Here is a 26906-nt window from a genome sequence, read left to right as displayed (position 1 = left end):
TCCGCAATTAAACCGGGTAAAACACCTGGCCGCTGGCAGCCATGGCGCGGGTTTTATCTGTAACCTGGTAAATTTCACCCAGGTCTGCGTATTTGTCAGCTAAAGCCACAAAGTTGGCCAGGCCCATGGTGTCCACATAACGCAGCGGACCACCGCGGAACGGAGGGAAACCTAAACCGTAAATCAGGCCCATATCGGCTTCGGCTGCTGATGCCACTATGCCTTCTTCTAAACAACGAATGGCTTCGTTAATCATTGGGATCATAGTGCGGGCAATAATTTCGTCGGCTGAGAAATCTTTTGCCGGTGCTGCAATGCCCGCTAATAAAGCGCCGCTTGCCGCATCCAGATCTTTTTTCGGTTTGCCTTTGGCATCTTTGCTATAAGCGTAAAAACCAACACCGTTTTTCTGACCAAAACGCTGGGCGTTATACATAGCGCTGACCGGGTCGTTGGCAACTTTGGCCATCCGCGTTGGGAAACCAGCCGCCATCACGTCGGTACAATGATGGGCAGTGTCTAAACCTACGACGTCCAGCAGATAAGCCGGGCCCATAGGCCAGCCGAATTGTTTTTCCATCACTTTGTCTACTTTGGCAAAGTCGGCACCATCCAGCACTAACTTGCTAAAACCGGCAAAATAAGGGAACAACACGCGGTTCACGTAAAAACCAGGGCAGTCGTTCACCACAATCGGCGATTTACCCATTTTGGCCGCGTAAGCCACTACCGCAGCAATAGTTTCGTCTGAAGTGTCTTTACCACGGATAATTTCTACCAATGGCATCTGGTGCACAGGGTTAAAGAAGTGCATACCACAGAACCGGCTTGGGTTTTCCAGGTTGGCCGCTAAAGAGTTGATCGAAATTGTGGACGTGTTGGAGGTAATAATGGCGTCTGGCCCCACCACAGTTTCAATTTCATTTAATACTGCGCCTTTGACTTTCGGGTTTTCGACCACTGCTTCTACCACAATATCGACACCTTTAACGGTTTCGTTCGACAGTGTCGGTGTAATAGCAGCCACCACTTTGGCCATGCCGGCAGCGTCTAAACGTTTACGTTCCACCAGCTTGCCTAACAGCTTAATCGCTTCGCCCATGCCCTGCTCTAAGGCCTTGTCGTTGATGTCTTTCATCACCACAGGCACACCTTTAGAAGCAGACTGGTAGGCAATACCACCGCCCATAATGCCGGCGCCTAACACTGCAGCTTTATTGATGGCTTTTTTCGCCATTTTGCCAGCTTGTTTGGCTTTGCCTTTGATTAGTTGGTCATTCAGGAACAAACCAATCTGGGCAGTAGCAGCGTCGGTTTTTGCCAGTTTGGCAAAACCGGCGTTCTCCAGTGCTACGGCACCGGCGCGGTCTAAACGCGCTGCTTTTTCAATGGTTTCTACCGCCAGCATAGGCGCAGGGTAATGTTTACCTGCGTTGGCAAATACCATGCCTTTGGCGGTATTAAAGCTCATAGTGGCTTCGGTTTTATTCAGTTTCAGCGGAGCTAACTTGGCAGCACGTTTCTGGCGCCAGTTCAGCTTGCCGGCAATGGCGTCCTGCACCATCGAAAGCGCAGCTTCTTTTAATTTGGCTGGTGCCACTACGGCATCCACAGCACCTTCTTTTAAGGCTTGTTCGGCGCCACGTTCTTTACCTGTAGTGATCCACTCCATCGCAGTGTCAGCACCCACAATACGGGGTAAACGCACTGTGCCGCCAAAACCTGGCATCAGACCCAGTTTGACTTCAGGTAAACCAATTTTGGTGGTGGTATCGGCCACACGGTAGTCGGCCGTTAAAGACCACTCACAACCGCCGCCTAACGCAAAACCATTTAATGCCACTACTGTTGGAACTGGTAGATCTTCAGCGAGGTCGAAGATGTCAGAAGCTTGTTTGATCCACGGGATTAATTCAGCTTCAGGCTTTTGGAAAGTGGCTAAAAATTCAGTAATATCAGCACCAACAATAAAGGTTTCTTTGGCACTGCTGTAAATTAAACCTTTGAGATTTGCATCTTTGTGCAGGATTTCCAACGCTGCGCGGCAATCGGCCAGCGTTTGCTGGTCAAATTTGTTTACCGAGCCGGCTGCGTTAAAGGTAAACTCGGCAATACCGTCAGCAATGTATTGCACGGTAATGCTGGAACTCTGGTAGATCATGGATGTTCTCCTTCGTCGCGTAGGTGACAAATGCTTTTTTATCGCAACAGGTCAGATGAGTCTTGTGCGGGTCCAGTGTGTCGCGGTTCAGGAAAAAATTCAACCGTTATTTAAACGCTTGTTTGAATTCGCCGTCGACGCCTGTGTAACTATAGGTGGTATTTATACAGATGTGGCAACCGAAGTTCGGCATCTCAGGAACAGGTTTTTTTATGTCGCTGCTGCTGGTGTTCAGCAGCAGCACTCTGGCAGCACCTTCCGATCAGGTGTTGCGGGAACGTTTTCTCAAAGCTGAAAAAAACATTCAGAAAGCAAGCCCTGAACAAGCGCAAAAAATCCTGCGTGATTTACATCATTACCCGCTGAAACCTTATGTTGAGCTGGAGTATTTAAGCAGGGCGCTTGGCAACACGGCCGACGTAAAAGACTTTTTAAAACGCCACCAGGGCACACCACTGGAATGGCCAATGAAAAAACGCTGGCTGATTTATTTAGCCAGTGTTGGCCTGAGCCAGCCGTTTTTACAGAACTACCAGATGGGCACAGACACAGTGCTGGACTGTTATGCACTACAACTTAGGCTACTGAATGAGCCGGCTAAAACCATCTGGCCTGAAGTGACCAAACTCTGGACTGTGGGTAAGTCGCTGCCCAAAGAGTGTGACAACCTGTTTTCCCGCTGGCAAAAAGCCGGCCAGCGCACGCCGGAAGTGGTGTGGGCCCGCTTAACCAAAGCCGCCGATGGCGGTGATGAACGGATCATCCCTTATTTACGCACCCTGCTGCCAAAAAACCTGCAATACCTTGGTGATAAATGGAAACAGGTGATTGAAAACCCAGGCCTGGTGCAAAGACAAAATTTTTTGCCACTCAAACATCGTTGGGAGCGCGAAATTCTGACCTATGCCCTGAAAAAAATGGTGTGGAAACAGCCGGAACAGGCGCTCAGGGTATGGCAAAGATTTGAAACTGATCCGCAATTTACCAAAGCACAGCGCACCGACGTAGCCCGACAGTTTGCTATTGCCCTGGCCAGCAAAAACGACGCCCGCGCCACCAAATTTATCGCTATGGTGCCGGTGGCACTAAAAGATGATTTATTTATTCAGTGGCAACTGGCCTGGTTGTTGCGGCAAAAACAATGGCAACAAATTCAGCAAATGCTGGCTGAACTGCCAGCTGAGAGCCGTAACAAAGATAACTTAAGGTATTGGCAAGCTCGGGTGCTGCAGGAGCTGGGGCAGCAGGAACAAGCCAAACAACAGCTGGCAAGCCTTGCCGAAGAACGCAGTTATTATGGTTTTATGGCCGCAGCCAAACTGGGCCTGAAACCCAGCCTGGCGCATAAACCAGTGCCTATCACGGCCGAACAGTATCAGGCTTTTAAAAAGAGTGCGGCTATAGCGCGGATGTATGAATGGCAGGCCATTGGCCGGCCCAACGCCGCCAAGCGGGAACTGACGTTCCTGCAAAAATACGGCACAGAACCGGAAAAACTCAGCGCCGCCAAGTACGCTTATGACAAAGGCTGGTATGACAGAGCCATTTTTGCACTGGCGGATGCCGGTTATTGGGATGACGTAGAAATGCGTTTTCCGATGGTGTTTAATCAGGAAATTCAAAAACATGCCAAAGCAGCTCAGGTAGACCCTGCCTGGGCCATGGCCATTACCCGACGCGAAAGCACCTTTATTCCGACGGCTAAATCGCCGGTGGGTGCCCACGGTTTAATGCAAATTATGCCGCAAACGGCTAAACATATCTCGGGCCGGCGGGTTGCGGTACAAACCTTGTATAACCCCAATGTAAATATTGATATGGGGACCGACTATCTGAACTATTTAATGCGGCAAAATAACAATAACCTGGTCTTTGCGACCGCCTCTTATAACGCCGGTTACAGCAGAGTAAAAACCTGGTTGCCCAAAGGCCAGCAGATGCCGCTGGATATCTGGATTGAAACTATTCCGTTTAAAGAAACACGGGAATATGTCAAAGCGGTGCTGGCTTATTATCAGATTTACAACATCAGAATGAATCAGAACCACGACGTTTTTGTGCCATTAAGCACTATGCAGGTCGGTGAAAGCTCCTGAGTCAGCACCAGAGCCTGTGTTGCCCCCCCTGTGGGCCTATTGCAGCCGCTTAAGCGGCTGCTGTAACTTCATATGATAACTAATGATAGGAACAGCCATGCGACCAGCTTACCAACCTCTGTACGCCGCTCACCTGTTTGAGCTGCAACAACGCACCAAAGCCGTGCTGGCACGGGAAAATCTGGACGCATTGGTGATCCATTCGGGCCAGGCTAAACGTCAGTTTCTCGACGATATGGATTATCCCTTTAAAGTAAACCCGCTGTTTAAAGCCTGGTTGCCGCTGGTCGATAACCCACACTGCTGGCTCATCGTCGATGGCGTCAACAAACCTAAACTGGTGTTTTATTTACCTGTGGATTTCTGGCACAAGGTGCCGGACGCCCCAACCGACTTCTGGGCCGGCTTTTTTGATATTCAGCTGATTGATAAAGCCACCAAAGTTGAGCAACTGCTGCCCTACGACAAAGCACGGATGGCGTATCTGGGTGAACAGCTGGAACTGGCCCGTGCCCTGGGCTTTACCGAGCTGAACCCGGAAGGTGTATTAAATTACCTGCATTATCACCGCGCTTATAAAACCGACTATGAGCTGGCCTGTATGCGTGAAGCCAACCGCATTGCGGTACAGGGCCACAGAGCGGCCGAAGCGGCTTTTCGTGCCGGTGGCAGTGAATTTGATATTCAGCTGGCCTACCTGGCGGCTGTGGGCCAGGGCGAAAACGAAGTGCCTTACGGCAATATTATTGCACTGAACCAAAACGCCGCCATTTTGCATTACACAGTGCTGGAGCGGCAAAAACCTGCTGAACATCATTCGTTTTTAATCGATGCCGGCGCGTCATTTCATGGCTATGCCGCCGACATTACCCGCACTTACAGTGCGAAAAACGACGAATTTGCCGCCCTGATCCAGGCAATGAATGCCATTGAATTACAACTGGTCGACAGCTTAAAACCCGGCATTAAATACACTGAAGTGCATTTAAAGTCACATCAGCTGATTGCCAATATTCTGGCCGATTTTGACTTAGTGCAGCTGGGCGCCGACGCCATAGTAGAAACCGAAATCAGCCGTACTTTTTACCCACACGGTATTGGCCATCATTTGGGGCTGCAGGTGCATGATGTGGGTGGTTTTATGGCGGATGAACGTGGCACTCATGTGGCGGCCCCCCAGAATCACCCTTTCCTGCGCTCAACCCGGCTGGTTGAGCCTGGCATGGTGTTTACCATAGAACCGGGTTTGTATTTTATTGATTCGTTATTGGCCACGCTCAAACAAAGTGAACACGGCAAATACGTAAACTGGCACAAAGTAGATGCGATGCGTAAGTTTGGTGGCATCCGGATTGAAGACAACGTGATAGTGCACCGTGACCGCAATGAAAATATGACCAGGGATTTAGGTTTAGCCTGATCACTGACATCAGCAGCATCATTTGCAAAACGGCCTTTAGCGGCCGTTTTTTATATTTTGAAATCCACCAGCCAAGCCGTTACCATAAGCGGCTGTTTTACTCTCGCGGAATGCACCATGACTGATGTGTTTGCCCATGCCGATCAACAACTGGATGCTTTAGGTTTACGCTGCCCTGAGCCTGTAATGATGGTGCGGCTGACCATCCGGAAAATGGCCGCAGGCCAAACTCTGTTGATCCTGGCCGACGACCCGGCCACCACCCGCGACATTCCGGCTTTTTGCCGTTTTATGGATCACGAACTTGTGGCGATGGACACTTCAGCGCTGCCTTATCGTTATTTGCTGAAAAAAAGCGCCGGTTAAACTTGTTATTTCAAGGATCCGGTCGCAGACTCTTGATTATTCAACAGCTTCGGAACTACCGTTTTGCCATTGTCGCAAAGCCATCATAAAGCCGCTTCTATCGATCAGCTCAGACGGCGTTATATTCTGTTATTTGCCAGCTATATCAGCTCACTGACATTATTGCTGATGGGCTTTTATCACTTATTCAGCGCTGATTTGTCATTACAACTGCTGATATTTGGTGCTGCGCTGGCGCTGCTGTTAATTTCTATCTGGTTTCACCGCTCACAGCAACTGCAGCTGGCCTGTACTTTAGTGGCTCTTTTTGCGTTGTTTTTTGTGTTGTTACTGGTATGGCACGGCGGTTCACAAAACACTGCTTTATATTGGGTATTTCCGGTACCTCTGATCATGTTTGGCCTGCTTGGTGCCAAAGCCGGCATTATTCTGAATCTGCTGATGTTTTCCGGACTGATATTTTTGTTATTTGGTCCTGAGCTACAACAAGCCCGTTATACCACAGCCGAGGTGCCGCGTTTTCTGGCCTCTTTTGCCACTGTGCTGGCGGTCGGCTGGATCAACGAACATTTCCGTGAGCGCAGCCATCATTCAATGAGTGTGCTACAGCACAGCAAAGAGCAACAAGCCAATACCGACGTACTGACCAATCTGGCCAACCGGCGTTTTCTGGAAGAAGTATTGCCGGAACATACCCAACAACAACCTGAGCTGTTTTTCCCTATGGCGGTGGTCATGACCGACATTGACCACTTTAAACATATCAACGACAGTTTTGGCCATGATCAGGGCGATTTAGTGTTACAACAGGCGGCGCTGTTGTTCCGGCAAAAACTGCGCACTCAAGATATTTGTTGCCGTTATGGCGGCGAAGAGTTTTTATTGTTGTTACCCAAAACCAGCCTGCAGGACGCGTTAAGGGTGGCTGATAAAATTCGTGCTGCTATTGCCCAAAAACGGTTGTTACCCCAGCATCCCGACTTAGTGATCACCGGCAGTTTTGGGGTGGCCGAAGCCACAGCAGCAGAGGACATTCAGGCTGCAATTAAAAGAGCCGATCAGCAGTTGTATCTGTCCAAAGCCAGTGGCCGCAATCAGGTGCACTAACTCACAGCTTTGATCAGCGCCAGCCTGAAGATTTTAAAAAATCATTTGCGTCTGACGTAACGTCAGGGCCCAGACTGCAGTTGAGCCTAAACAAAGAAACTAAGTTATGTCTTTTACCATCAGCCAGTTAGCTAAGATTGCCGGCATTAGTGTCCGCACCTTACACCATTATGATCAGATAGGTTTATTTAAACCCATGGCACGCAGTGCCGGCGGTTACCGTTTGTATCAGCAGCAACAATTATTGCAGCTGCAACAGATCCTGATGTATCGCGAACTGGAATTGCCGCTGGCGGAAATTCAGCGTCTGCTGCAAAACCCGGACTACAACTTAGTCTCTTGTTTATTGGCGCAAAAGCAGCAGCTAACAGCAAGGTTGGACCATCTGACCAAACTGTTAGCCATGCTGGATCAATCCTTGTTACAACTGGAGTCTGACACTATGTCTAACCCAAATCATTCAGCTTTATTTCAGCATTTCAGTCCACAGGTGCTGCGCGAAGAAGCAATGCAACGCTGGGGAGCCACTGAAATTGAGCAGCACGAGCAGCAACAACAACAGTTATCAGCCAGCGAACAACAGGCGCAAGCCGAACAAGGCGAGCTGATAGCGTCACAATTGTCACAACTGCGTCACCTCAGCGCGGACGCAGCTGAAGTACAACAACTGATGCAGGCTCAGCACCAATGGTTACTGAGTTATGGCGCCTGCCCGGCGGAGCGGCTGTTGCAACTGGCCAGCCTCTATGTGCAGGACGAACGTTTTAACAACTATTACAACAGGTTTGGTGCAGGTACAGCAGAACTGATGCATGACGGCCTGAGACTGTACGCTGCAACCTTGACCGGGACTGAATCAGACTGATGGCAGAGCTCAAGCATAAAAAAACCCGGCGCTTGCCGGGTTTTGTTTTGATATCAGCACCAAACTGCAGTGTTATTGCAGCACAGAAATATCAGCAACATGCAGGAAAGCTAAACGCAGTTGGTTTAACAGCGCCAGGCGGTTTTGCCGCACCGCCATATCCTCAACGTTCACCATCACTTCGTCAAAGAACTGATCAATCACCTGACGTAAGGAGGACAGCGTGCTTAAGGCTGTGTTGTAGTCACCTTTGGCAAACAGGGTTTCCAGCTCAGTTTGTTTAGCCGATAAAGCGGCAAACAAGGCTTGTTCAGCACCCGCCTGCAATAAAGTGGTATTGACCTGTTGTGGCAGCTCACCTTCCACTTTGGCCAGAATATTGGCAACCCGCTTATTGGCAGCAGCTAAAGCTGAAGCCGCTTCCAATTTGCGGAATTCGGCCACAGCTTTAACACGGCGGTCAAAATCGGCCGGATTGGTTGGGCGACGCGCCAGTACGGCCTGAATTACATCGACGGCATAACCTTCGCCTTCGTACCAGGCACGGAAACGCGCCAGCATAAATTCCAGCACTTCGTCGGCAACAGTGGCTTGGGTTAACTTGTCGCCAAAAGTGTTTTGGGCATAGCTGATGATGTCCAGCAAGTCTAATGGCAGCTGTTTTTCTACCATAATGCGCAGCGCACCAATGGCAGCACGGCGCAGTGCAAAGGGGTCTTTATCGCCTTTTGGCGCCTGACCAATACCAAAAATACCCACTAACGAATCGAGTTTATCAGCAATGGCCACTGCACAGGCTTCGAGCTGACTTGGCAGGCTGTCACCGGCAAAACGCGGTTTGTATTGTTCGTTCAGCGCAACCGCAACAGCCTCTGGCTCGCCGTCAATCCGGGCATAATGCATGCCCATAATGCCCTGTGTTTCCGGGAACTCACCAACCATGTTGCTCATCAGGTCGGTTTTCGACAGTAAACCAGCGCGCTCAGCATGCTGTACATTGGCGCCAATTTTGCCGGCAATATAAGCCGACAGTTTGGCAATGCGCTCAGATTTTTCACGTAAAGTGCCGAGTTTTTGCTGGAACAATACAGTGCCTAAACTCTCAAGGCGGTCGGCCAGTTTGGTTTTTTTATCCACAGTAAAAAAGAACTGGGCGTCTGTTAACCTTGGCCGCACTACTTTTTCGTTACCCGAGATGATCTGGCTTGGGTCTTTACTGTTGATATTTGCCACAAAAATGAATTTATTCAGTAGCTTGCCGTTATTATCGAGCAGCGGGAAGTACTTCTGGTTGTCTTTCATGGTCGAAATTAACGGCTCAGCCGGCACTTCGAGGAAACGCTCTTCAAATGAACCGACCAGCACCACTGGCCATTCCACTAAAGAGGTCACTTCATCGAGCAGCGCTTCGTCAGTTGCGACCACGCCATGAAGCGAAGCAGCAGTTTTTGCTACTTCAGCGGCAATAAAAGCACGGCGTTTGGCGTAATCGGCCACCACAAAAGCCTGTTCCAGCGTGCTTAAGTAAGCATCGGCATTGGCAATTTCCACCAGCGCCGGGGCGTGGAATCTGTGACCATGAGTAGCACGGCCTGAGGTTTTACCCAGCACTGTGGCCGGCACTATGTCATTGCCATACAGCATGACCACAGTGTGCACAGGACGGATAAATTCGGCAGTGGAATGGCCCCAGCGCATGGGCTTGGCAATAGGCAATTTTGCCAGCGCGTTGTGAATGACTTCAGGTAATAAACTGACGGTAGCAGCGCCCAGCACTTTGGCTTTATGCACCAGCCAGGCACCTTTGTCCGTTTCCAGGCGTTCGGCCTGTTCCACACTAATGCCGTTGGAAGCAGCCCAGGCTTGTGCTGCTTTGGTCGGTTGACCAGAAGCATCAAAAGCACTTGCGAGCGCCGGCCCGCGTTTTTCCACCACTTTATCGGCCTGTTGAGCCACCAGCTGATTGACCCGCACCGCGAGACGGCGTGGCGCTGCGTACCAGGCAGTGTTGCTGAAAGACAAACCGAGCTTATTCAGCTCATCGACAATATTCTGTTCAAAAGCCGTTGCTAAAGTTTGCAGCGACTTCGGTGGTAACTCTTCAGTACCAATCTCAACAATAAAATCCTGCACCACTTAAACCTCCTGCTGCACTTGTGACTGGTTACGGCATAACGGGAAACCCAGCTTTTCGCGGGCAGCATAATAAGCTTCAGCACAGGCCTTGGCTAAAGTGCGCACCCGCAGAATATAACGCTGACGTTCTGTCACAGAAATGGCGTGGCGTGCATCCAGCAGGTTAAAGGCATGAGAGGCTTTCATCACTTTTTCATAAGCCGGCAGTGGTAAACCCAGCTCAATCAGTTTATGGCTTTCGGCTTCGTATTGGTCAAAAGCGGCAAACAGCGCTGGTACATCGGCATATTCAAAGTTGTAAGTAGACTGTTCAACTTCGTTCTGGTGGAACACATCACCATAGGTCACACGCCCCATAGGGCCGTCGGTCCAGACCAGATCAAAAATGCTGTCCACGCCCTGAATGTACATGGCAAGACGCTCTAAACCATAGGTAATTTCGCCTGTGACCGGACGGCACTCTAAGCCACCCACTTGCTGGAAATAAGTGAACTGTGTGACTTCCATGCCGTTTAACCACACTTCCCAGCCTAAACCCCAGGCACCCAGGGTTGGCGATTCCCAGTTGTCTTCGACAAAACGGATATCGTGCACCAGGGTATCAATGCCCAGCTCGCGTAAAGAGCCTAAATACAGCTCCTGAATATTGGCCGGCGACGGCTTTAAAATCACCTGAAACTGGTAATAGTGCTGTAAGCGGTTTGGGTTTTCACCATAACGGCCATCGGTTGGACGGCGGCACGGCTGCACATAAGCCACGTTGCTTGGCTCTGGGCCTAAAGAACGTAAAAAGGTCATCGGATGGAAGGTACCGGCACCCACTTCCATATCAAGGGGCTGCACTATGACACAACCCTGACGGGCCCAATAATCCTGTAATGCCAGGATCAATCCCTGGAATGTTTTAATATCGTAATTGTGCATAGAAGGCGCACCTGCTCGCTGAATGAGATAGACCTGCAAAAATGACCGAAAAGTATACCCATTTACGTGGCGTTTCTGTAGCGCTTCGCGGCATTTTCTGCAGGAATCACGGGAAAATTATTGCGTGAAAGCCAATTTGCGCTCTGGCTGTAACCGAAACAGCAAAAGAGCCCAGTGGCCCCTTTGCTGTTTTGGCTGATAAGCTGCTGCAGTTATTTTGACGGCGACACCTCAACCCGCTCAATATTGTAGTCCACCGGATCCATGGCAAAATCAAGCTGCACCTTGACGCCCTGCTGACCGGCCATCGTTTTGGCATATTGCCATTGCTCCAGCGCACGCACTGACTCTTTATCAAAAACCTGCTCAGGTACAGACTTCAGAATTTTTATGTTTTGCACCTGACCTTCGGCACTGATATCAAATTGCGCCACCACATAACCTTCTATTTTATTTTGTGCCGCCGCTAGCGGGTAACGTGGCTCAACCCTGCTGATCGGTGCCGCATTGTCGTTGGCCACCGCCAGCACCGGTTGTTGCAGCCACAGCAGTGCCACAGTGAGCACCAAAAGACTCAGGCTCAACATAGGTTTACTAAAGCCATGTTGTTGCTGTAACTGCATTAAACGTTGTTTGATCATTTGTTTATCTCCATAAGGATGGGTCAGTAACTGCCATGGTCCGGCAGCAGTTTGGGCATTACTCAGCAGTGCATGACTGTAAGCAATTTTTTGTCTGGCATTGGCATGCTGTAATACCACAGCGTCACAAGCCAGCTCCTGGTCCTGCCGGTACAGGCGATACGCCCACCAGCAAAGTGGATGAAACCAAAACAAACTTAATACCAGCAAAGCCAGCGCATTGGCATGTAAATCCCCACGCTGCCAGTGTGTCAGTTCATGTTGCAGAATCAGCTGTTGTTGTTCTGCACTAAAACGCCGGTTAAAGTCGTTGGGCAATAGCAGTTGTGGGCACCACAGCCCCGTCAGATATGGGCCGTGCTGGCCAATACTTTGTTTGCAGCTGAGCGGGGTTACAGTGGGGTTCTGCACCATTTCGGCTGCAGCCAGCTCGGCCCATATTTGTTTTTGCTGCCAATACAGCACAAAACTCAGACACAACACACCTGCCAGCCAGGTCAGCAACAACAGATCAACGGCATACAACTTGTCAGTGATATCCGCATTCAGTTGGCTAATACCAATCTGAACACGGCTGATCACATTGTCTGTGGTTTGATAAACCGGCAAAGGCAATAACGACAACACGAACCACAGGGGCACCAAAGCCCAGAGACTGTATTGCCAGCGGGCGCCCAGCATACGCAGTACAAAAGGGCGCAGCAGTAGCAGCACTGCGAGCAACAGGCTGAGCGGCAGCAGTTGCGACAGCAGCCAGTTAGTCATGTTTTTGCTCCTTTTCCCAATCTGCAATTAATTGTTTCAGCTCTGCCACATCACGGGCATCCAGCTTTTGCTGTTTGGCAAAACCGGCCACCAGCGGGCTGATCCGCCCGGACAATACCCGTTGAATAAAACTCAGACTTTCTTTTTGCTGGTAATCCGCTTGTTGTACCAGCGGGTAATACAAATAAGCCCTGCCATCTTTTTCAAAGCCCACAGCCTCTTTTGTCACCAGACGATTCAGTAAGGTTTTGACGGTTTTTTCATGCCACTCACTGGCGTCCGCCAGAGCAATAACCACTTCGTTAGCGCTGAGGGGTGACTTGGCCCACAACACTTTGAGAACTTCCAGCTCAGCCTGGCTAATGTCTTTATTCATTTGTTACTCCCTCAGACAGCACAATGGATTACAGGTGTAATCCTCATAAGATTACACCTGTAATCATAACAGTCAATAAAATTCGCGGTTATTTGTGCAAAGAGTTCACGGAACCATGTGATGGATAACAGTGAAGAGAACGAACACTGGAGCCATTGGTAGTGCAGTTACTGTGTATCAATATATATCCACAGTAACTGCAGCATTGTTGTTTGTTATTTCAGTTGTTTTAACTGCTGATTCCAGTCTGCTTGCACTGCGGGCAGAACCTGGCGTTGTTTCATCGTGCTCACACCCTGCTCCAGCAAGGCTTTGGCAGCTTTTTTGTCATCTGCCTGGCGGAAACAATCGGCCAGCTCACGCACAGCAGCGTAATAATGAATATTACCCATGCTGTTGGCGACTTGTTGCACATCAGATGTCAGCAGTTTTCTTAACCGCTCTGCCGCCTTGCTATTGGGCGTACTGCAGCTAAAACCGGCGCCGGTTTTACTGTAGCCCAAAGTCTTGTAAGCCCGGATGGCTGGTGCATTTAAGGCCCAACGTGCATGTAAAGCTGCTGCAGATTGAGGGCAGCTCTGCTCCAGTTCCTGCAGCACTTCTGTTGCAGCAGTGAGCGCTGGTGCTCCACCAAAACTTAATACCCGCCCTACATCTTCGGTAAAATAATCCGGCGCCAACTGATGCTCTTCAGCAGAACCCGAAGCCACCACATAAATCCGCAACAGGTTAGAACGCACCACGGCATGTCCAAGGTCAATCGCCGCCTGCACCTGATAAAAACCGGGTTCATCAATTAACCAACCGCTGCTGGTGCAGCTGATATTGTGACTGCCATAAATGGCAGAGCCGGCTGCTATTGCGTCCTGATGTGCCTGATGACAACGGGTAATCATCGGCCGCCAGAATTTCGCCACCCCACCTTCACGCTGGATCACCAGGCTAAAATGCTGGCCATCCTGCAGCAGGTCCGCATCAAGCAACTGCGGCTGCTCTGCAATGTTTTTCAGTTTGAGTTCCAGCCAGACCGGCTCCATAAAGCTGAACGATGGCCTGGCTTTGTTGCTGCGGATCTCCAGTTGCCAACCAGATTCAGTATGAGCAGGTGCCGCTTCAAAACCGTGTTGATCAAACCAGTTGTTATTGCCCATCTGCACAAAACTGCGGGGTGCATGGCGCATAAACACCAGCTCGTCATCACTAAAACGAAAACGGAAATTACTGAAAAACGCTGACTGTCCGCCAGAAACAAAATACGGATAGTTCATAAAACTACGGGCTTCAGGTTCATTGGCCAGCGGCAGCCATGGGTTACCTGGTGCCCCCTGCGGCACCCCAAGTGCTTTTTGCCAGGAATGCGCCAGATTAAAAGCGTGACCCATTTCGTGCACCGCAGTCCAGAACACCATACGCTGGCGCCAGGCTGCGGCGTTTGTTTCTCCTGCCGGCACATCCTGAATAAAACTATTGGTAAAGATGGCCGTCCCCTGGCGATGATTAGCGCCAATATCATCAAACATCACACCACCCAGACTATGTCCACTGTCATGCCTGGCCGCAAACAGCACCCACATAGCCCACTGTGGTTTATTGGCAAAACGCTGCCAGTACGTCACCATTGCATTGTGCATTTCGCTGTCAGACCAGGTGGCATTCGCCCCCGCAGCCGTCACCGGGATAGTCGAAGGATGTGGTGACAATGTGGCATTAAAACCCGCACGCTGAAACACGTTGGTCAGATTGAGTGTTTCGTTGGGTAAATCAGCCGGCCGGTTCGGATGGCTGTGAGTCTGGTAACTGGTGGTGACATTATTAGTACCGGCCACCTGGTCTACCTCAAACTCAACTTCATCAAAATACTGTGACCAGAAGCTCAGCGGATAGGTTTTGCTGACACCTGCGTTGATCACCGTTAACTGATAATTTGCATACTGCAGTCCAACAGCACCACGTTTGGCTTCAAACACCAGTTGATCAGCAGGTAATAAAGCGGCGGAACCGTGGCGGTATACCACACTGGCTTTGATCCGGCGATGATTCAGCCCGAGGCAGGCATCCGAAGTGACTTCTGCAATTAAATGCGCGCTGGACGCAGGAAACAACCGGCGCGCCTCAATAGAAATGCGCTGCTGGGGTAAAAATCTATCCACATCAACCCGCACAGTTATACTAAGCAGGTTCAGCGGAAAAGTGCCCGGTTTGGCAATGGGTTGATAACGATAACGCCCGCTGACTGCAGCACAAACTTTAATGGGCAACGGTAGTTTAGGCGGATACGGCAGCGGTAATTCCGGCATCCGTGGCTTTGGCATTTCCGGCCAATCCGGTGTTGGCTGATAAGCCTGGATCTGCTCTGTGCTGTCTTCACTGATTTTAAGTGACACAAAGTCAGGGTGGTCATCACGTTGCAACAGCTGCAACTCGACCGGTAAAGTTGCAACATCCTCTTCATCACCGGTCACAGGGTTAAAGATAGTATTCATCTGCACTCTCCTTCTGCAGCAGAAATGGCAAAGGGTTCAGTTGCTGAAGGCAACTGATTGCAGTGTCATTTGGTATAAACCTGACATAGAGAACAAGAGGGCTTGGTGAAAGGATAACGAATACACAACTGTCCAGTAGCACTGCATGCCGCCTGCTCCCTGACTGCCCGCCAACCATAGGCCTGACCTGGCGGCAATGCAACTTGGCTAAATTAGATACTGGCGTCACGACTGGCAGAGTTCTGCTACATCACATGGCAACTGTAGTTGCCTGATTTCGGAACTATCCATAAAAATCAATTCGTTATGCCTGGCTGATTGCAGCAGGAAATATCTGCAGCATATGGCGATCGTTGTATTGCGGCAGAATTTCAGTTTGCTACAGCTTCAACAACACTGGGAATGATCATAAAAAAAGCCCGGTCAATCGACCGGGCTTTTGTTGCTGCTGTTTTTGTGTCTGCGGCTAAACCGGCTATTCACAAGGGTGAACACCGCACTATTTAGCCCCAGCAAATTACACGTCCAGGTTAGCCACCCGCAGCGCGTTTTCTTCGATAAAGGCACGACGTGGTTCTACGTCGTCACCCATCAGCGTATTAAACAACTGGTCGGCACCAATGGCGTCCTCAATGGTCACCCGCAGCATACGGCGGGTATTTGGATCCATGGTGGTTTCCCATAGCTGCTCAGGGTTCATTTCACCTAACCCTTTATAACGCTGAATATACAGACCTTTTTTCGACTCTGTCATCAGCCATTCCAGACCTTCAACAAAGCTGGTAATAGGTTTGATTTTTTCACCACGGCGGATATAACCACCTTCTTCCACCAGATCACGAATCGCGTCGCCTAAAGCGGCAATACGGCCATAGTCGCTGGAGGTGATAAAGTCGTAATGCAGCACATATTCATTGTCGATACCGTGCTGGCGGATCACAATTTTTGGCAGGGTCAGATTACGTTCACGATCTTCAGTCACATCAAAAGTATAGCTGGAACCATCACCTTCTTTGTCCTGCAGACGTTTTGCCAGTTTACTAACCCACTCTTTGGTTAAAGTGGCGTCTTTTAACATCTCAACCGTAATACCCGGCACATAAACCAGCTCGTTCAGCAGGTTCAATGGAATTTTCCGACCTAAACGCTCAATAGTGGCTTTGCACTTATGGTACTGGCCAACCAGAGCTTCCAGTGGTGCACCACCAATACCTGGGGCATCGGCGTTTACATGTAAGGTTGCTTCGTCCAGTGCCAGTGTGGTCAGGTATTCAGTCATCGCCGCATCATCTTTGATGTACTGCTCTTGTTTACCTTTTTTCACTTTGTACAAAGGTGGTTGGGCAATATAAATATAACCACGCTCGATCAGTTCAGGCGTTTGACGGTAGAAGAAGGTCAACAGCAGGGTACGAATGTGCGAGCCGTCGACGTCCGCATCCGTCATCAGGATGATGCTGTGATAACGGGTTTTATCCGGATTGTATTCTTCACGGCCGATACCACAACCTAAAGCGGTGATCAGGGTGCCAACTTCCTGTGATGAAATCATCTTGTCGAAGCGGGCTTTTTCTACGTTCAGAATTTTACCTTTCAGTGGCAGAATCGCCTGGTTTTTGCGGTTGCGGCCCTGCTTGGCAGACCCACCCGCAGAGTCACCCTCTACCAGGTAAAGTTCTGATAATGCTGGATCTTTTTCCTGACAGTCGGCCAATTTTCCTGGTAAACCGGCAATATCCAACACCCCTTTCCGGCGTGTCATTTCACGGGCTTTACGCGCAGCTTCACGGGCACGGGCTGCGTCTACAATTTTGGTGACGATGATTTTGGCGTCGTTTGGATTTTCCAGCAGATATTCATTCAGCTTTTCATGCATCACACTTTCAACCGCCGACTTCACTTCGCTGGACACCAGCTTGTCTTTGGTTTGTGAGCTGAACTTCGGATCCGGCACTTTGACGCTGATAACGGCAGTTAAACCTTCACGGGCATCATCACCGGTAGCCGCCACTTTCATCTTTTTAGCGTAACCTTCGGCGTCAATATAAGTGTTGAGCACCCGGGTTAAGGCCGAACGGAAACCGGCTAAATGAGTACCGCCGTCGCGCTGTGGAATATTGTTGGTAAAACAGAAGATGCTTTCCTGGAACGAATCATTCCACTGCATCGCCACTTCAACTGAAATGCCATCTTCGCGGCTGGCGGTAAAATAAAAGGCTTTAGGGTGAATCGCCATTTTGGTGCGGTTTAAATACTGCACAAAAGCTTCGATACCACCTTCATATTTAAAGTGATCTTTTTTGTCGTCACGCTCATCGGTCAGAATAATGCTAACACCAGAGTTTAAGAACGACAGCTCACGTAAACGTTTGGCCAGAATATCGTAGTGGTAATTGATATCGGTAAAAATGGTTGGGCTTGGCCAAAAACGAATTTCTGTACCAGTGCTATCGGTTTCACCAATCACTTTGAGCGGTTCGTCCGGCACACCTAAACGGTAAATCTGGTTATGCACCTGGCCTTTGCGGCGAATGGTCAGTTCCAGTTTATCCGACAAAGCGTTTACTACCGACACCCCAACACCGTGTAAACCACCCGACACTTTATAAGAGTTGTCGTCGAATTTACCGCCGGCGTGCAGTACTGTCATGATGACTTCAGCAGCGGACACACCTTCTTCGTGCATATCGGTTGGAATGCCACGACCATTGTCGCGGACAGACACTGAGTTATCGCTGTGGATAGTGACAAACACGTCGCTACAATAGCCAGCCAGCGCTTCGTCAATCGAGTTATCGACAACTTCAAACACCATATGGTGTAATCCTGAACCGTCGTCGGTATCACCAATATACATGCCCGGTCTTTTGCGGACTGCGTCTAAACCTTTCAGTACTTTTATACTGGAGGAGTCGTAATTATGTTCTTCGGCCATTATCATCCGTCCGTACTATCTGCCCATGTTCCACGTGGAACAATCCAACCTCAGTGCCTGACACTAATGGCAAGACCTGAGCAGCTTCAATTGCAGTAATAAACACCTGCGAATTGATATGATGTAAAAAACTAAAAATATGGCGTTTAGAGTGGTCATCCAGCTCCGACGCCAAATCGTCAATCAGCAGCAGTGGCTGTTTATGACCTCTGCTAAAAATTACATTGCTTTGTGCCACCTTTAACGCAAACAACAACATTTTCAGCTGACCACGCGACAAAAATTCATCGGCATATTCGCCAGCAATTTTGATCCGTAGATCTGCTTTTTGTGGCCCCAATTGGGTATAACCAAACTTCAGGTCACTGCTGAAATTCTGTTGTAGCTGTTGCATTAATTCAGCGGCATTACCTTGTTTCATTGCCCAACCCGGCGTCAGCTCGAGCTCCAGTTGCTGCAACACTTCAATATCTTGCAGCAAAGGCGTTAAGGCTAAAAACAACTGGTTGATATACTGCTGCCGCATTCGCTGTAACGCCACCGCAGTTTCACACAACTGCAGATCCCAGAATCTGTAGTTGTCACCATAAGGCTGTTTGCTTTTTAATAAGGCATTACGCTGTTTTAAAACCTTATTAAACAACACCCAGAGTTCAAAAAAGGAAGGTTCCACGTGGAACAATCCCATATCAAAAAACTGCCGCCGCTCTTTTGGCCCGCCAAAAAACAATCTGAAACTGTCAGGCGTGATCAACTGTACCGGCAGTAAAGTGGCAATATCGGCCACCCGCAGCACCTTCTCGCCGTTTAGCTTCAGTTGCCATTCGCCCAATCTGTCGCGCAACATACCCACACTCAACAACTGCTGCGCCCATTGCACTTTGCCGTGCAACACCAGCTGTGAGTGCTGATGGCCAATCACCTTCTGCGGTTTGCTGGTGCGAAAAGAGCGGCCATGCGCCAGCAAATAAATAGCTTCCAGAATGCTGGTTTTGCCACTGCCGTTTTCACCATAAATCAGATTGATCGTTGGCGAAAATTGCAAAGCCGCATTGTTGATATTGCGAAAACCTGTCAGCTGTAACAGCGCCAGCGCCATAAACTACAACAATTACAGCCGCATTGGCATCACGACGTACAAGGCGCCCTGATTGCCCACACCTTCCACCAGCGAGCTGGAGTTGGCATCGCTTAAATGCATAATGATCAAATCTGTACTTAAAGTGTTTAACACGTCCAGCACATAACCCACGTTAAAGCCAATTTCCAGGGTGTCGCCCTGATACTCAACTTCAATGACTTCTTCAGCCTGTTCATGCTCAGGGTTATTGGCAACAATCTGCAACTCACCGGAACTCAGCGTAAAACGTACACCACGGTATTTTTCATTCGATAATATTGACGCGCGCACACAAGCATCTTTTAACACAGCACGATGTGCTGTGACTTGTTTGGAACTGTTACGCGGCAACACCCGGCGATAATCCGGGAAACGGCCGTCAATTAATTTGCTGCTAAAGCTAAACTGGCTGTCGAGTAAACGGATATGGTTTTGGCCAATGGCCAGCCGGATCACCTGATCATCATTCACTAACAACCGCATTAACTCCAGCACACCTTTACGCGGAATAATGACTTGTTTTTGCTGACCAGCAGTTACTGCCAATTCCATTGAGCTGAGCGCCAGCCGGTGACCGTCGGTTGCCACAGTGCGCAGAGTGCCGTTATCCACTTCAAACAACAAACCATTCAGGTAATAACGCACATCCTGGTTCGCCATCGAAAAGGCTGTGTCGTCCAATAACTTACGTAATTGCGCCCGGGTTAAATCAAATTCCACTTCACCTTGCCAGGATTCCAGATTCGGATAGTCGTTGGCGCTTAAGGTTGATAAGGTAAATTTACTTTTGCCGGTACTGACAACACAGTTGTCGCCTTGCAACGAAATATGCAGCGGTGAACCTTCTGGCAAAGAACGGCAGATATCGAGTAGTTTTTTTGCAGGAATCGTCACCCGGCCTGGCACCTGCACCTGGGTTAAAGGCACAGCGGCGACCAGTTCAATTTCTAAATCTGTACCTGTTAAAGATAAAGCTTCAGGCGTCACGTCCAGCAGCACATTCGACAAAATAGGCAAAGTATGACGGCGCTCAATAGCACCAGATACCATTTGCAGTGGTTTCAGCAGCGTGTCACGGTCAATGTAAAATTGCATAACCTTTCCCTATTAAGACGACAAAGTGCGAATTAAATTCTGAAAATCTTCTTTAATTTCATGAGTTTCTTCTTTCAGAGACTCAATTTTACGGCAAGCGTGCAGCACAGTGGTGTGGTCGCGACCACCAAAAGCATCACCAATTTCCGGCAAGCTGTGGTTCGTTAATTCTTTGGAAAGCGCCATCGCCATTTGTCTGGGTCTGGCCACAGAACGGGAACGGCGTTTAGATAACAAATCGGCGACACGGATTTTGTAATATTCAGCCACTGTCTTCTGAATATTTTCGATGGTGACCAGTTTGTCTTGTAACGCCAATAAATCACGCAAAGACTCACGGACAAAATCAATGGTAATAGGGCGGCCGGTAAAGTTAGCGTTTGCGGTAATGCGGTTTAACGCCCCTTCTAATTCCCGTACGTTGGAGCGCAGCCGCTTAGCGACAAAAAACGCCACTTCTTCCGGTAAACGGATGTTATTCTCCTGCGCTTTGCGCATCAGAATGGCAACGCGGGTTTCCAGCTCTGGCGGTTCAATCGCAATGGTTAAACCCCAGCCAAAACGGCTTTTTAACCGCTCTTCCACACCGTCAATCTCTTTTGGATAACGGTCGGATGTAAGGATTATTTGCTGATTACCTTCAAGCAACGCATTGAAAGTATGAAAGAATTCTTCCTGAGACCGATCTTTTTTCGCAAAAAACTGAATATCGTCAATCAGCAAAGCGTCGACAGAGCGGTAATAACGCTTAAATTCTTCAATGGCGTTATTCTGCAGTGCCTTCACCATATCCTGCACAAAACGCTCTGAGTGCATATAAATCACTTTAGCGTCGGGCTTTTTCGCCAGAATACCGTTACCAACAGCGTGTAATAAGTGGGTTTTACCTAAACCTGTGCCGCCATACAAAAACAGCGGGTTGTACGCAGTGCCAGGATTATCTGCCACCTGACTGGCCGCAGCACGCGCCAGCTGGTTGGATTTACCTTCTACAAAGTTATCAAAGGTGTAATTGGCACGGACATTACTACGCACTATGGTTTTTGGCGCAGGTTCAGGAATTTCCGGCGCTGCCACTGGCACAGCGGCCGCTGTTTGACTGCGGCTGACCGGCGCTGGTGCCGCTTTGACAGCCTTTTGACTGCTGCCCACTTCAAAACGCAGGCGCGGTGCATGATCACCACAATAATCGTGGATCAGCTCGTTGATCCGGTTTAAATATTTATCCCGGACCCAATCCAGCACAAAGCGGTTTGGGGCAAACAATGTGAGAGCGTCATGGGAACTATCGGCCTGCAAAGGGCGGATCCACATGCTGAATTGCTGCGCAGGCAATTCTGACTGCAGTGCTTCTAGGCAATTTTGCCAGACTGACTGATACACCATATCTCCAACAGCCCCGAATAATTAGTATTTAGCAAGGCAGGCGTTTTTTAGCGAAGGTTGGCATTATGGGCTGATCTTATCCACAACTGCAATATTGACTTTCTGAAAAAAGCATCATTTGCAGCAAAAACAACATATGCTCATGTTTTTATTGAATTTATAACCATTATTCAAATTGATAATACCGCGGGTTTTTCCAAGGCGATTCGGAAATATCAAGTGCTTTGCGACCAATTCATGCACATTTTATCCAACAAAATGTGCATACCTGTGGAAAACTCTGGTTGATCGGCGTTATTTCAAGGATCGGATGGTTATTTAACCAAGGATCGCATTGACAAGCGTGTACTTAGTCCTTAAAATTCGCGCTCTTTTGAAATCGCTGCGTTTTGGTTTTTTACTAAAACACAGATAAACCTTAGTAAATATCGACCGGACGGACGAAGTTATGAAAAGAACATTTCAACCTAGCGTGTTAAAACGTGCTCGCGTTCACGGTTTCCGTGCTCGCATGGCTACCAAAAATGGTCGTCAAGTATTAGCGCGTCGCCGTGCTAAAGGCCGTAAACGCTTAACTGTCGCTTAATTTTTAAGCGCTGCGTGGTCAGCTATACCTTCAGCAGGGAGTTACGTCTGTTAACTCCCCGCGAATTCGACAATGTGTTCCAAAACCCTTTCCGGGTTGCTTCTCCCCTGTTTACCATCCTCTGTAAAGCTAATTCTTTAGCTGTTCCGCGTATTGGTCTGACGATCGCGAAAAAACGTGTTAAATTAGCCACGCAACGCAACAGAATCAAACGTTGTGCCCGCGACAGCTTTCGCTTACACCAACATCAGTTACCTCCGGTAGATTGTGTGTTGATGGTGAAAGGTGACATCAGCAACACGGATAACGCAGAACTACATAAACAACTGGAGCGGTTATGGAGCAAGATCTCCCGCCAATACAACGCTATCCAGCCCAAGCCTTAATTAAGGTTGTGAAAGGCTATCAGCGCTGTATCAGCCCTCTGTTTGTGCCCAGTTGTCGTTTTTATCCCAGCTGTTCGCATTATGCGGTAGAAGCCCTAACCCGTTTTGGACCGCTAAAAGGCAGTTGGTTAACAGCCAAACGTCTATTAAAATGCCACCCCCTACACCCGGGTGGTGATGATCCCGTTCCGGAAAAGCCAAAGAGATAAGCTCACACATGGAATCGCAACGCAGTTTTTTAATTATTGCTCTGGCCTTGGTCAGTTTTTTAATGTGGCAACAATGGCAGGTGGACTATGGTCCAAAACCTGTGGTGCCGGCCAGCAACAGTCAAACCACCAGCAGCGCTGCTGACTTACAACTTTCCGCCAGCGGCAGCACCACTGCTGCAGCGCCTGAAGTAAAAGCCACTCAAGCGCAGTTGATTGAAGTAAAAACCGACGTGCTGACGGTAAAAATTGACAGCCGCGGTGGCGACATTGTTGCGCTGGAACTTCCTGGTTTTACCGTTTCTCAGGAAAACAAAGCCGCTTATCAGCTGATGCGTCAACAACCAGGTTTTGAGTATGTTGCCCAATCAGGCTTATTAGGTGATGGTCCGGACGATAAAAAAGCGCCACGGCAGATTTACCAGGCCGCCCAGAGCAGCTATCAGCTGGCCAATGGTCAGACTGAGCTGGTCGTGCCTTTAACCATGACACACAAAGGTTTAGTTATTGAAAAACGGTTTATTTTTACCGCTGGTAAATATGATGTCCGGGTAGAATATTCTGTGACCAACCAGGGTGATGGCAGCAAGGTTGTGCAACCTTATTTCCACTTTGCCCAGACCATCGACAACGGCGAAGGCACCAATATGATGATGCCGGTGTACCGTGGTGGTGCTTATTCAACTGCCGAACAACGCTACGAAAAACTGTCTTTTGACGACATGAAAGAAGCCAACCTGAATGTCGGCACCCAGGGTGGTTGGGTCAGTATGCTGGAACACTATTTTGTTGCCGCCTGGGTACCACAGGGCGAAGGGAACAACCAGCTGTACAGCATGGTTGCTAATAACCTGGGCGTGATTGGTGTACAGGGTCCACAACAAAGCATTGCGGTAGGCGAACAAAAGACTTTTGCGGCCACTTTTTATGCCGGCCCAAAAGATCAGGATAACTTAGCGCAAATTGCCAATGGTCTGGATCTGACCGTTGACTACGGCATGTTATGGTTTATCTCACAACCACTGTTCTGGTTATTACAGTTAATCCATGGTGTTGTCGGTAACTGGGGTGTGGCTATTATTGCTATCACCTTATTAGTCAAAGGTATTTTGTTCCCGCTGACCAAGGTTCAGTACGAATCTATGGCCAAAATGCGCAACCTGAAGCCAAAAATTGACGAACTGCAGGCCCGTTACAAAGACGACCGTCAAAAGATGGGCCCGGCCATGATGGAACTGTATCGCAAAGAAAAAGTGAACCCTATGGGTGGCTGTCTGCCGATGCTGATCCAATTGCCAATTTTCCTGGCTTTATACTGGGTTTTTGTTGAAAGTGTTGAGCTTCGCCAGGCACCGTTTATGCTGTGGATCACCGACCTTTCAGTGAAAGATCCATATTATGTATTGCCGGTGCTGTATGGTATCAGTATGTTTATCATGCAGAAATTAACACCAATGACAGTCACAGACCCAATGCAGGCCAAAATTATGCTGTGGATGCCGGTGGCGTTCTCTGTATTCTTCCTGTGGTTCCCAAGTGGTCTGGTGCTGTACTGGGTGATCAGCAACCTGATTTCACTGGCACAGATGCTCTACATCTACCGCGGTATGGAGAAAAAAGGTTTGTACGTCCGAAACGCTTAATCGCTTTTTGACGTAACGCCTGACAATGCCCATTCTTTTAATGGGCATTTTTTTATGACCAAACAGCACAAGCTGCAGCAAACAATTCGAGGTTCAGATGTTCGCCACAGATACCATAGCGGCACAAGCCACAGCGCCGGGCAGAGCAGGCGTTGGCATATTGCGCATCTCAGGTCCGGCGGTAAAGGCGGTGGCACAAGTCATTTTGCGTAAAATCCCTAAAGCCCGTTATGCCGAATATCTGCCCTTTTACGCAGCGGACGGTTCAGTGCTGGATCAAGGCATAGCGCTGTTTTTCCCTGGCCCTAACTCTTTTACCGGTGAAGACGTGCTGGAACTGCAAGGCCACGGCGGCCCGGTGCTCTTAGACATGTTGTTACGCCAGCTTTTGCAGTTGCCAGATGTGCGTATCGCCAGACCAGGCGAATTTTCTGAGCGGGCTTTTTTAAACGATAAACTGGATTTAACCCAGGCCGAGGCCATTGCCGACTTAATTGACGCCAGCTCAGAACAAGCTGCCCGCTCCGCCATGCAATCCTTACAGGGTGAGTTTTCACGGAAAATCCATGACTTAGTGGAAAAAGTCATTTACCTGCGTATTTATGTTGAAGCCGCTATCGACTTTCCCGATGAAGAAATCGACTTTTTATCTGACGGCAAAGTGGCTGGCGACTTAGCGGAAATTATTCAGGATTTAGCAGCTATACAAAAACAGGCCACTCAGGGCAGCATTTTGCGGGAAGGCATGAAAGTTGTGATTGCCGGCCGCCCCAACGCCGGTAAATCTAGTTTATTAAACGCGCTGGCCGGCCGTGAAGCCGCTATTGTCACCGATATCGCAGGCACCACCCGTGATGTGTTGCGCGAACATATCCATATTGACGGTATGCCGCTGCATATCATCGATACTGCAGGTTTGCGTGAAGCCACCGACAAAGTGGAGCAGATTGGCATAGAGCGCGCCTGGCAAGAGATTGAACAAGCCGATCGGGTGCTGTTTATGGTGGACAGTACCACCACAGCAGCCATTAGCCCGGCAGAAATCTGGCCTGAGTTTATTGAACGTTTGCCCAAAACTTTGGGCGTGACAGTGGTGCGCAATAAAGCCGATTTAACAGGTGAACAAATTGGCGCCAATCACGAAAGTGAAACGCCGGTGTTTCATATATCCGCCAAAACCAACCAGGGTATTGATGCACTGCGCGACCATCTCAAAGCCTGTATTGGTTTTGAAGCTAGCAGCGAAGGCAGTTTTATTGCCAGACGCCGCCACCTGGACGCACTGGAGCGCGCCATGGAGCACCTGCAAATTGGCGAACATCAGCTGCATAACCATCTGGCTGGGGAGCTACTGGCGGAAGAGCTGCGCTTAACCCAACAACATCTGAATGAAATTACCGGTGAATTTAGCTCAGACGATTTATTAGGGCGTATTTTCAGCTCGTTTTGTATCGGGAAATAACTGCTGCTGCGAAAACAGAGCAGTAACACAGTTACTAAATCGCTCACAACAAAGCCAGCATCAAGCTGGCTTTGTTGTTTTAACTTCCGGCATTCTGTTTAGCGCCTGATCCTATCGGGCATAAGTAGCAGTGAGGGTCTTTTTCGCCAACGCTTTGGCATTTAAGGTGTAACCGACAACAGCAGCGTTCGCGTTGTCCGGAACCGGCAACTTCACATCCGGTAAAGCCCACACGGTAAACTGGTAACGGTGCATACCATGGCCTACCGGCGGGCAGGCGCCACCAAAATCTTTAATGCCATAGTCGTTATTAAAACTACGACTACCGGCCGGCATTTTGCCACCGGCATTACCCGCGCCTTGCGCCAGACCGGTATTTTCCACCGCGATATCAGCCACTAACCAATGCCACCAGCCGGAGCCTGTTGGCGCATCCGGGTCATACACCGTCACGGCAATACTTTTGGTGCCTGCTGGTAAGTCTTTCCAGTTTAACGCAGGCGATTTATTGTCACCGCCACAACCAAAACCGGAAAACTCAAAGGTTTTGGCCATAAAATGGCCTTCTTTAATATCAGGGCTGCTGACTTCAAGCGCCAGCGCGGGCAACGCCAACAATAAAGAACCAGCGATACAGAGTTGTTTTAACATAACTTTTCCTTCTTTTTAGTGCCGCTAAATCGCTTATGGTAAAGCACTATAACGGCACCAACGGCTGGCCAGCAAGGCCAGCATTTTCGAATC

21 protein-coding genes are annotated in these 26906 nt (G+C 49.2%); 10 read left to right on the top strand and 11 right to left on the bottom strand.

From position 1 onward, the window contains the following. Positions 1-7 precede the first annotated feature (7 nt). Positions 8-2161 carry a fatty acid oxidation complex subunit alpha FadB gene (fadB, locus tag V7P87_RS07345; RefSeq protein ID WP_333796848.1) on the bottom strand — a complete coding sequence of 718 codons (2154 nt, stop codon included), beginning with the start codon at positions 2159-2161 and terminating at the stop codon, positions 8-10. A 212-nt stretch (positions 2162-2373) separates the two neighbouring features. Between fadB and V7P87_RS07340 the strand changes: the two genes are divergently transcribed. The 5 genes from V7P87_RS07340 (at position 2374) to V7P87_RS07320 (ending at position 8015) form a co-directional block, all read left to right on the top strand. Next, positions 2374-4257, top strand: a complete 1884-nt coding sequence (locus tag V7P87_RS07340) for a transglycosylase SLT domain-containing protein (protein WP_333796847.1) — start codon at positions 2374-2376, stop codon at positions 4255-4257. Positions 4258-4354: 97 nt separating this feature from the next. After that, a complete protein-coding gene (pepQ, locus tag V7P87_RS07335) occupies positions 4355-5677 on the top strand; it encodes a Xaa-Pro dipeptidase (protein ID WP_296299622.1) in 1323 nt (440 codons plus the stop codon). A 117-nt stretch (positions 5678-5794) separates the two neighbouring features. Continuing rightward, on the top strand, positions 5795-6043 hold the full coding sequence (gene tusA / locus V7P87_RS07330) for a sulfurtransferase TusA (protein ID WP_333796846.1): 249 nt from the start codon (positions 5795-5797) through the stop codon (positions 6041-6043). A gap of 63 nt (positions 6044-6106) precedes the next feature. Next, positions 6107-7150, top strand: a complete 1044-nt coding sequence (locus tag V7P87_RS07325; protein WP_333796845.1) for a GGDEF domain-containing protein — start codon at positions 6107-6109, stop codon at positions 7148-7150. Between the two features lie 106 nt (positions 7151-7256). Continuing rightward, positions 7257-8015: a MerR family transcriptional regulator gene (locus V7P87_RS07320; protein ID WP_333796844.1), complete on the top strand. Its 759-nt coding sequence runs from the start codon at positions 7257-7259 to the stop codon at positions 8013-8015. A gap of 72 nt (positions 8016-8087) precedes the next feature. Here the strand turns inward: V7P87_RS07320 and glyS are convergent, their stop codons facing one another. The 9 genes from glyS to dnaA all read right to left on the bottom strand — a co-directional run bounded on the left by glyS (position 8088) and on the right by dnaA (position 21873). Further along, positions 8088-10148, bottom strand: coding sequence for a glycine--tRNA ligase subunit beta (gene glyS, locus V7P87_RS07315; protein WP_333796843.1), 2061 nt, complete (start codon positions 10146-10148; stop codon positions 8088-8090). 3 nt (positions 10149-10151) lie between these two features. Continuing rightward, positions 10152-11075, bottom strand: coding sequence for a glycine--tRNA ligase subunit alpha (gene glyQ, locus V7P87_RS07310; RefSeq protein ID WP_296299617.1), 924 nt, complete (start codon positions 11073-11075; stop codon positions 10152-10154). A gap of 212 nt (positions 11076-11287) precedes the next feature. Beyond that, positions 11288-12481, bottom strand: coding sequence for a M56 family metallopeptidase (locus V7P87_RS07305; protein ID WP_333796842.1), 1194 nt, complete (start codon positions 12479-12481; stop codon positions 11288-11290). Then, a complete protein-coding gene (locus tag V7P87_RS07300) occupies positions 12474-12857 on the bottom strand; it encodes a BlaI/MecI/CopY family transcriptional regulator (RefSeq protein WP_333796841.1) in 384 nt (127 codons plus the stop codon). Before V7P87_RS07300 ends, V7P87_RS07305 begins: the two co-directional genes overlap by 8 nt. Positions 12858-13072: 215 nt before the next feature. Then, the gene (locus V7P87_RS07295) at positions 13073-15340 is read right to left on the bottom strand and encodes a hypothetical protein (protein WP_333796840.1); all 2268 of its coding nucleotides are present in this window, start codon (positions 15338-15340) and stop codon (positions 13073-13075) included. Positions 15341-15857: 517 nt separating this feature from the next. Beyond that, complete coding sequence (gene gyrB, locus V7P87_RS07290; RefSeq protein ID WP_333796839.1) at positions 15858-18275, bottom strand: DNA topoisomerase (ATP-hydrolyzing) subunit B; 2418 nt, start codon at positions 18273-18275, stop codon at positions 15858-15860. Further along, the gene (gene recF, locus V7P87_RS07285; protein WP_333796838.1) at positions 18259-19374 is read right to left on the bottom strand and encodes a DNA replication/repair protein RecF; all 1116 of its coding nucleotides are present in this window, start codon (positions 19372-19374) and stop codon (positions 18259-18261) included. The genes gyrB and recF overlap by 17 nt, the downstream gene beginning before the upstream one ends. A 12-nt stretch (positions 19375-19386) precedes the next feature. Further along, positions 19387-20490: a DNA polymerase III subunit beta gene (gene dnaN / locus V7P87_RS07280; RefSeq protein WP_333796837.1), complete on the bottom strand. Its 1104-nt coding sequence runs from the start codon at positions 20488-20490 to the stop codon at positions 19387-19389. Positions 20491-20502: 12 nt separating this feature from the next. Next, positions 20503-21873 carry a chromosomal replication initiator protein DnaA gene (dnaA, locus tag V7P87_RS07275; protein WP_333796836.1) on the bottom strand — a complete coding sequence of 457 codons (1371 nt, stop codon included), beginning with the start codon at positions 21871-21873 and terminating at the stop codon, positions 20503-20505. Between the two features lie 451 nt (positions 21874-22324). Here dnaA and rpmH point away from each other — a divergent pair, with 451 nt between their 5' ends. The 5 genes from rpmH to mnmE all read left to right on the top strand — a co-directional run bounded on the left by rpmH (position 22325) and on the right by mnmE (position 26162). Next, on the top strand, positions 22325-22462 hold the full coding sequence (gene rpmH, locus V7P87_RS07270) for a 50S ribosomal protein L34 (protein WP_046519750.1): 138 nt from the start codon (positions 22325-22327) through the stop codon (positions 22460-22462). 14 nt (positions 22463-22476) lie between these two features. Further along, on the top strand, positions 22477-22848 hold the full coding sequence (gene rnpA / locus V7P87_RS07265; protein WP_333796835.1) for a ribonuclease P protein component: 372 nt from the start codon (positions 22477-22479) through the stop codon (positions 22846-22848). Further along, the gene (gene yidD, locus V7P87_RS07260; protein ID WP_260657572.1) at positions 22800-23057 is read left to right on the top strand and encodes a membrane protein insertion efficiency factor YidD; all 258 of its coding nucleotides are present in this window, start codon (positions 22800-22802) and stop codon (positions 23055-23057) included. The genes rnpA and yidD overlap by 49 nt, the downstream gene beginning before the upstream one ends. A gap of 8 nt (positions 23058-23065) precedes the next feature. Continuing rightward, the gene (yidC, locus tag V7P87_RS07255; protein WP_333796834.1) at positions 23066-24700 is read left to right on the top strand and encodes a membrane protein insertase YidC; all 1635 of its coding nucleotides are present in this window, start codon (positions 23066-23068) and stop codon (positions 24698-24700) included. Positions 24701-24797: 97 nt separating this feature from the next. Further along, complete coding sequence (gene mnmE, locus V7P87_RS07250; protein ID WP_333796833.1) at positions 24798-26162, top strand: tRNA uridine-5-carboxymethylaminomethyl(34) synthesis GTPase MnmE; 1365 nt, start codon at positions 24798-24800, stop codon at positions 26160-26162. A gap of 111 nt (positions 26163-26273) precedes the next feature. On the opposite strand, the gene V7P87_RS07245 is transcribed toward mnmE, so the two are convergent. Next, complete coding sequence (locus V7P87_RS07245) at positions 26274-26813, bottom strand: YbhB/YbcL family Raf kinase inhibitor-like protein (RefSeq protein WP_333796832.1); 540 nt, start codon at positions 26811-26813, stop codon at positions 26274-26276. Positions 26814-26906: the final 93 nt, after the last annotated feature.

It is taken from the genome of Rheinheimera sp. (assembly GCF_036782235.1).
Classification (GTDB): Bacteria; Pseudomonadota; Gammaproteobacteria; order Enterobacterales; family Alteromonadaceae; genus Pararheinheimera.
Note: the sequence above shows the minus strand (reverse complement) of the source record. Positions and strands in the feature narration are given on the sequence as shown.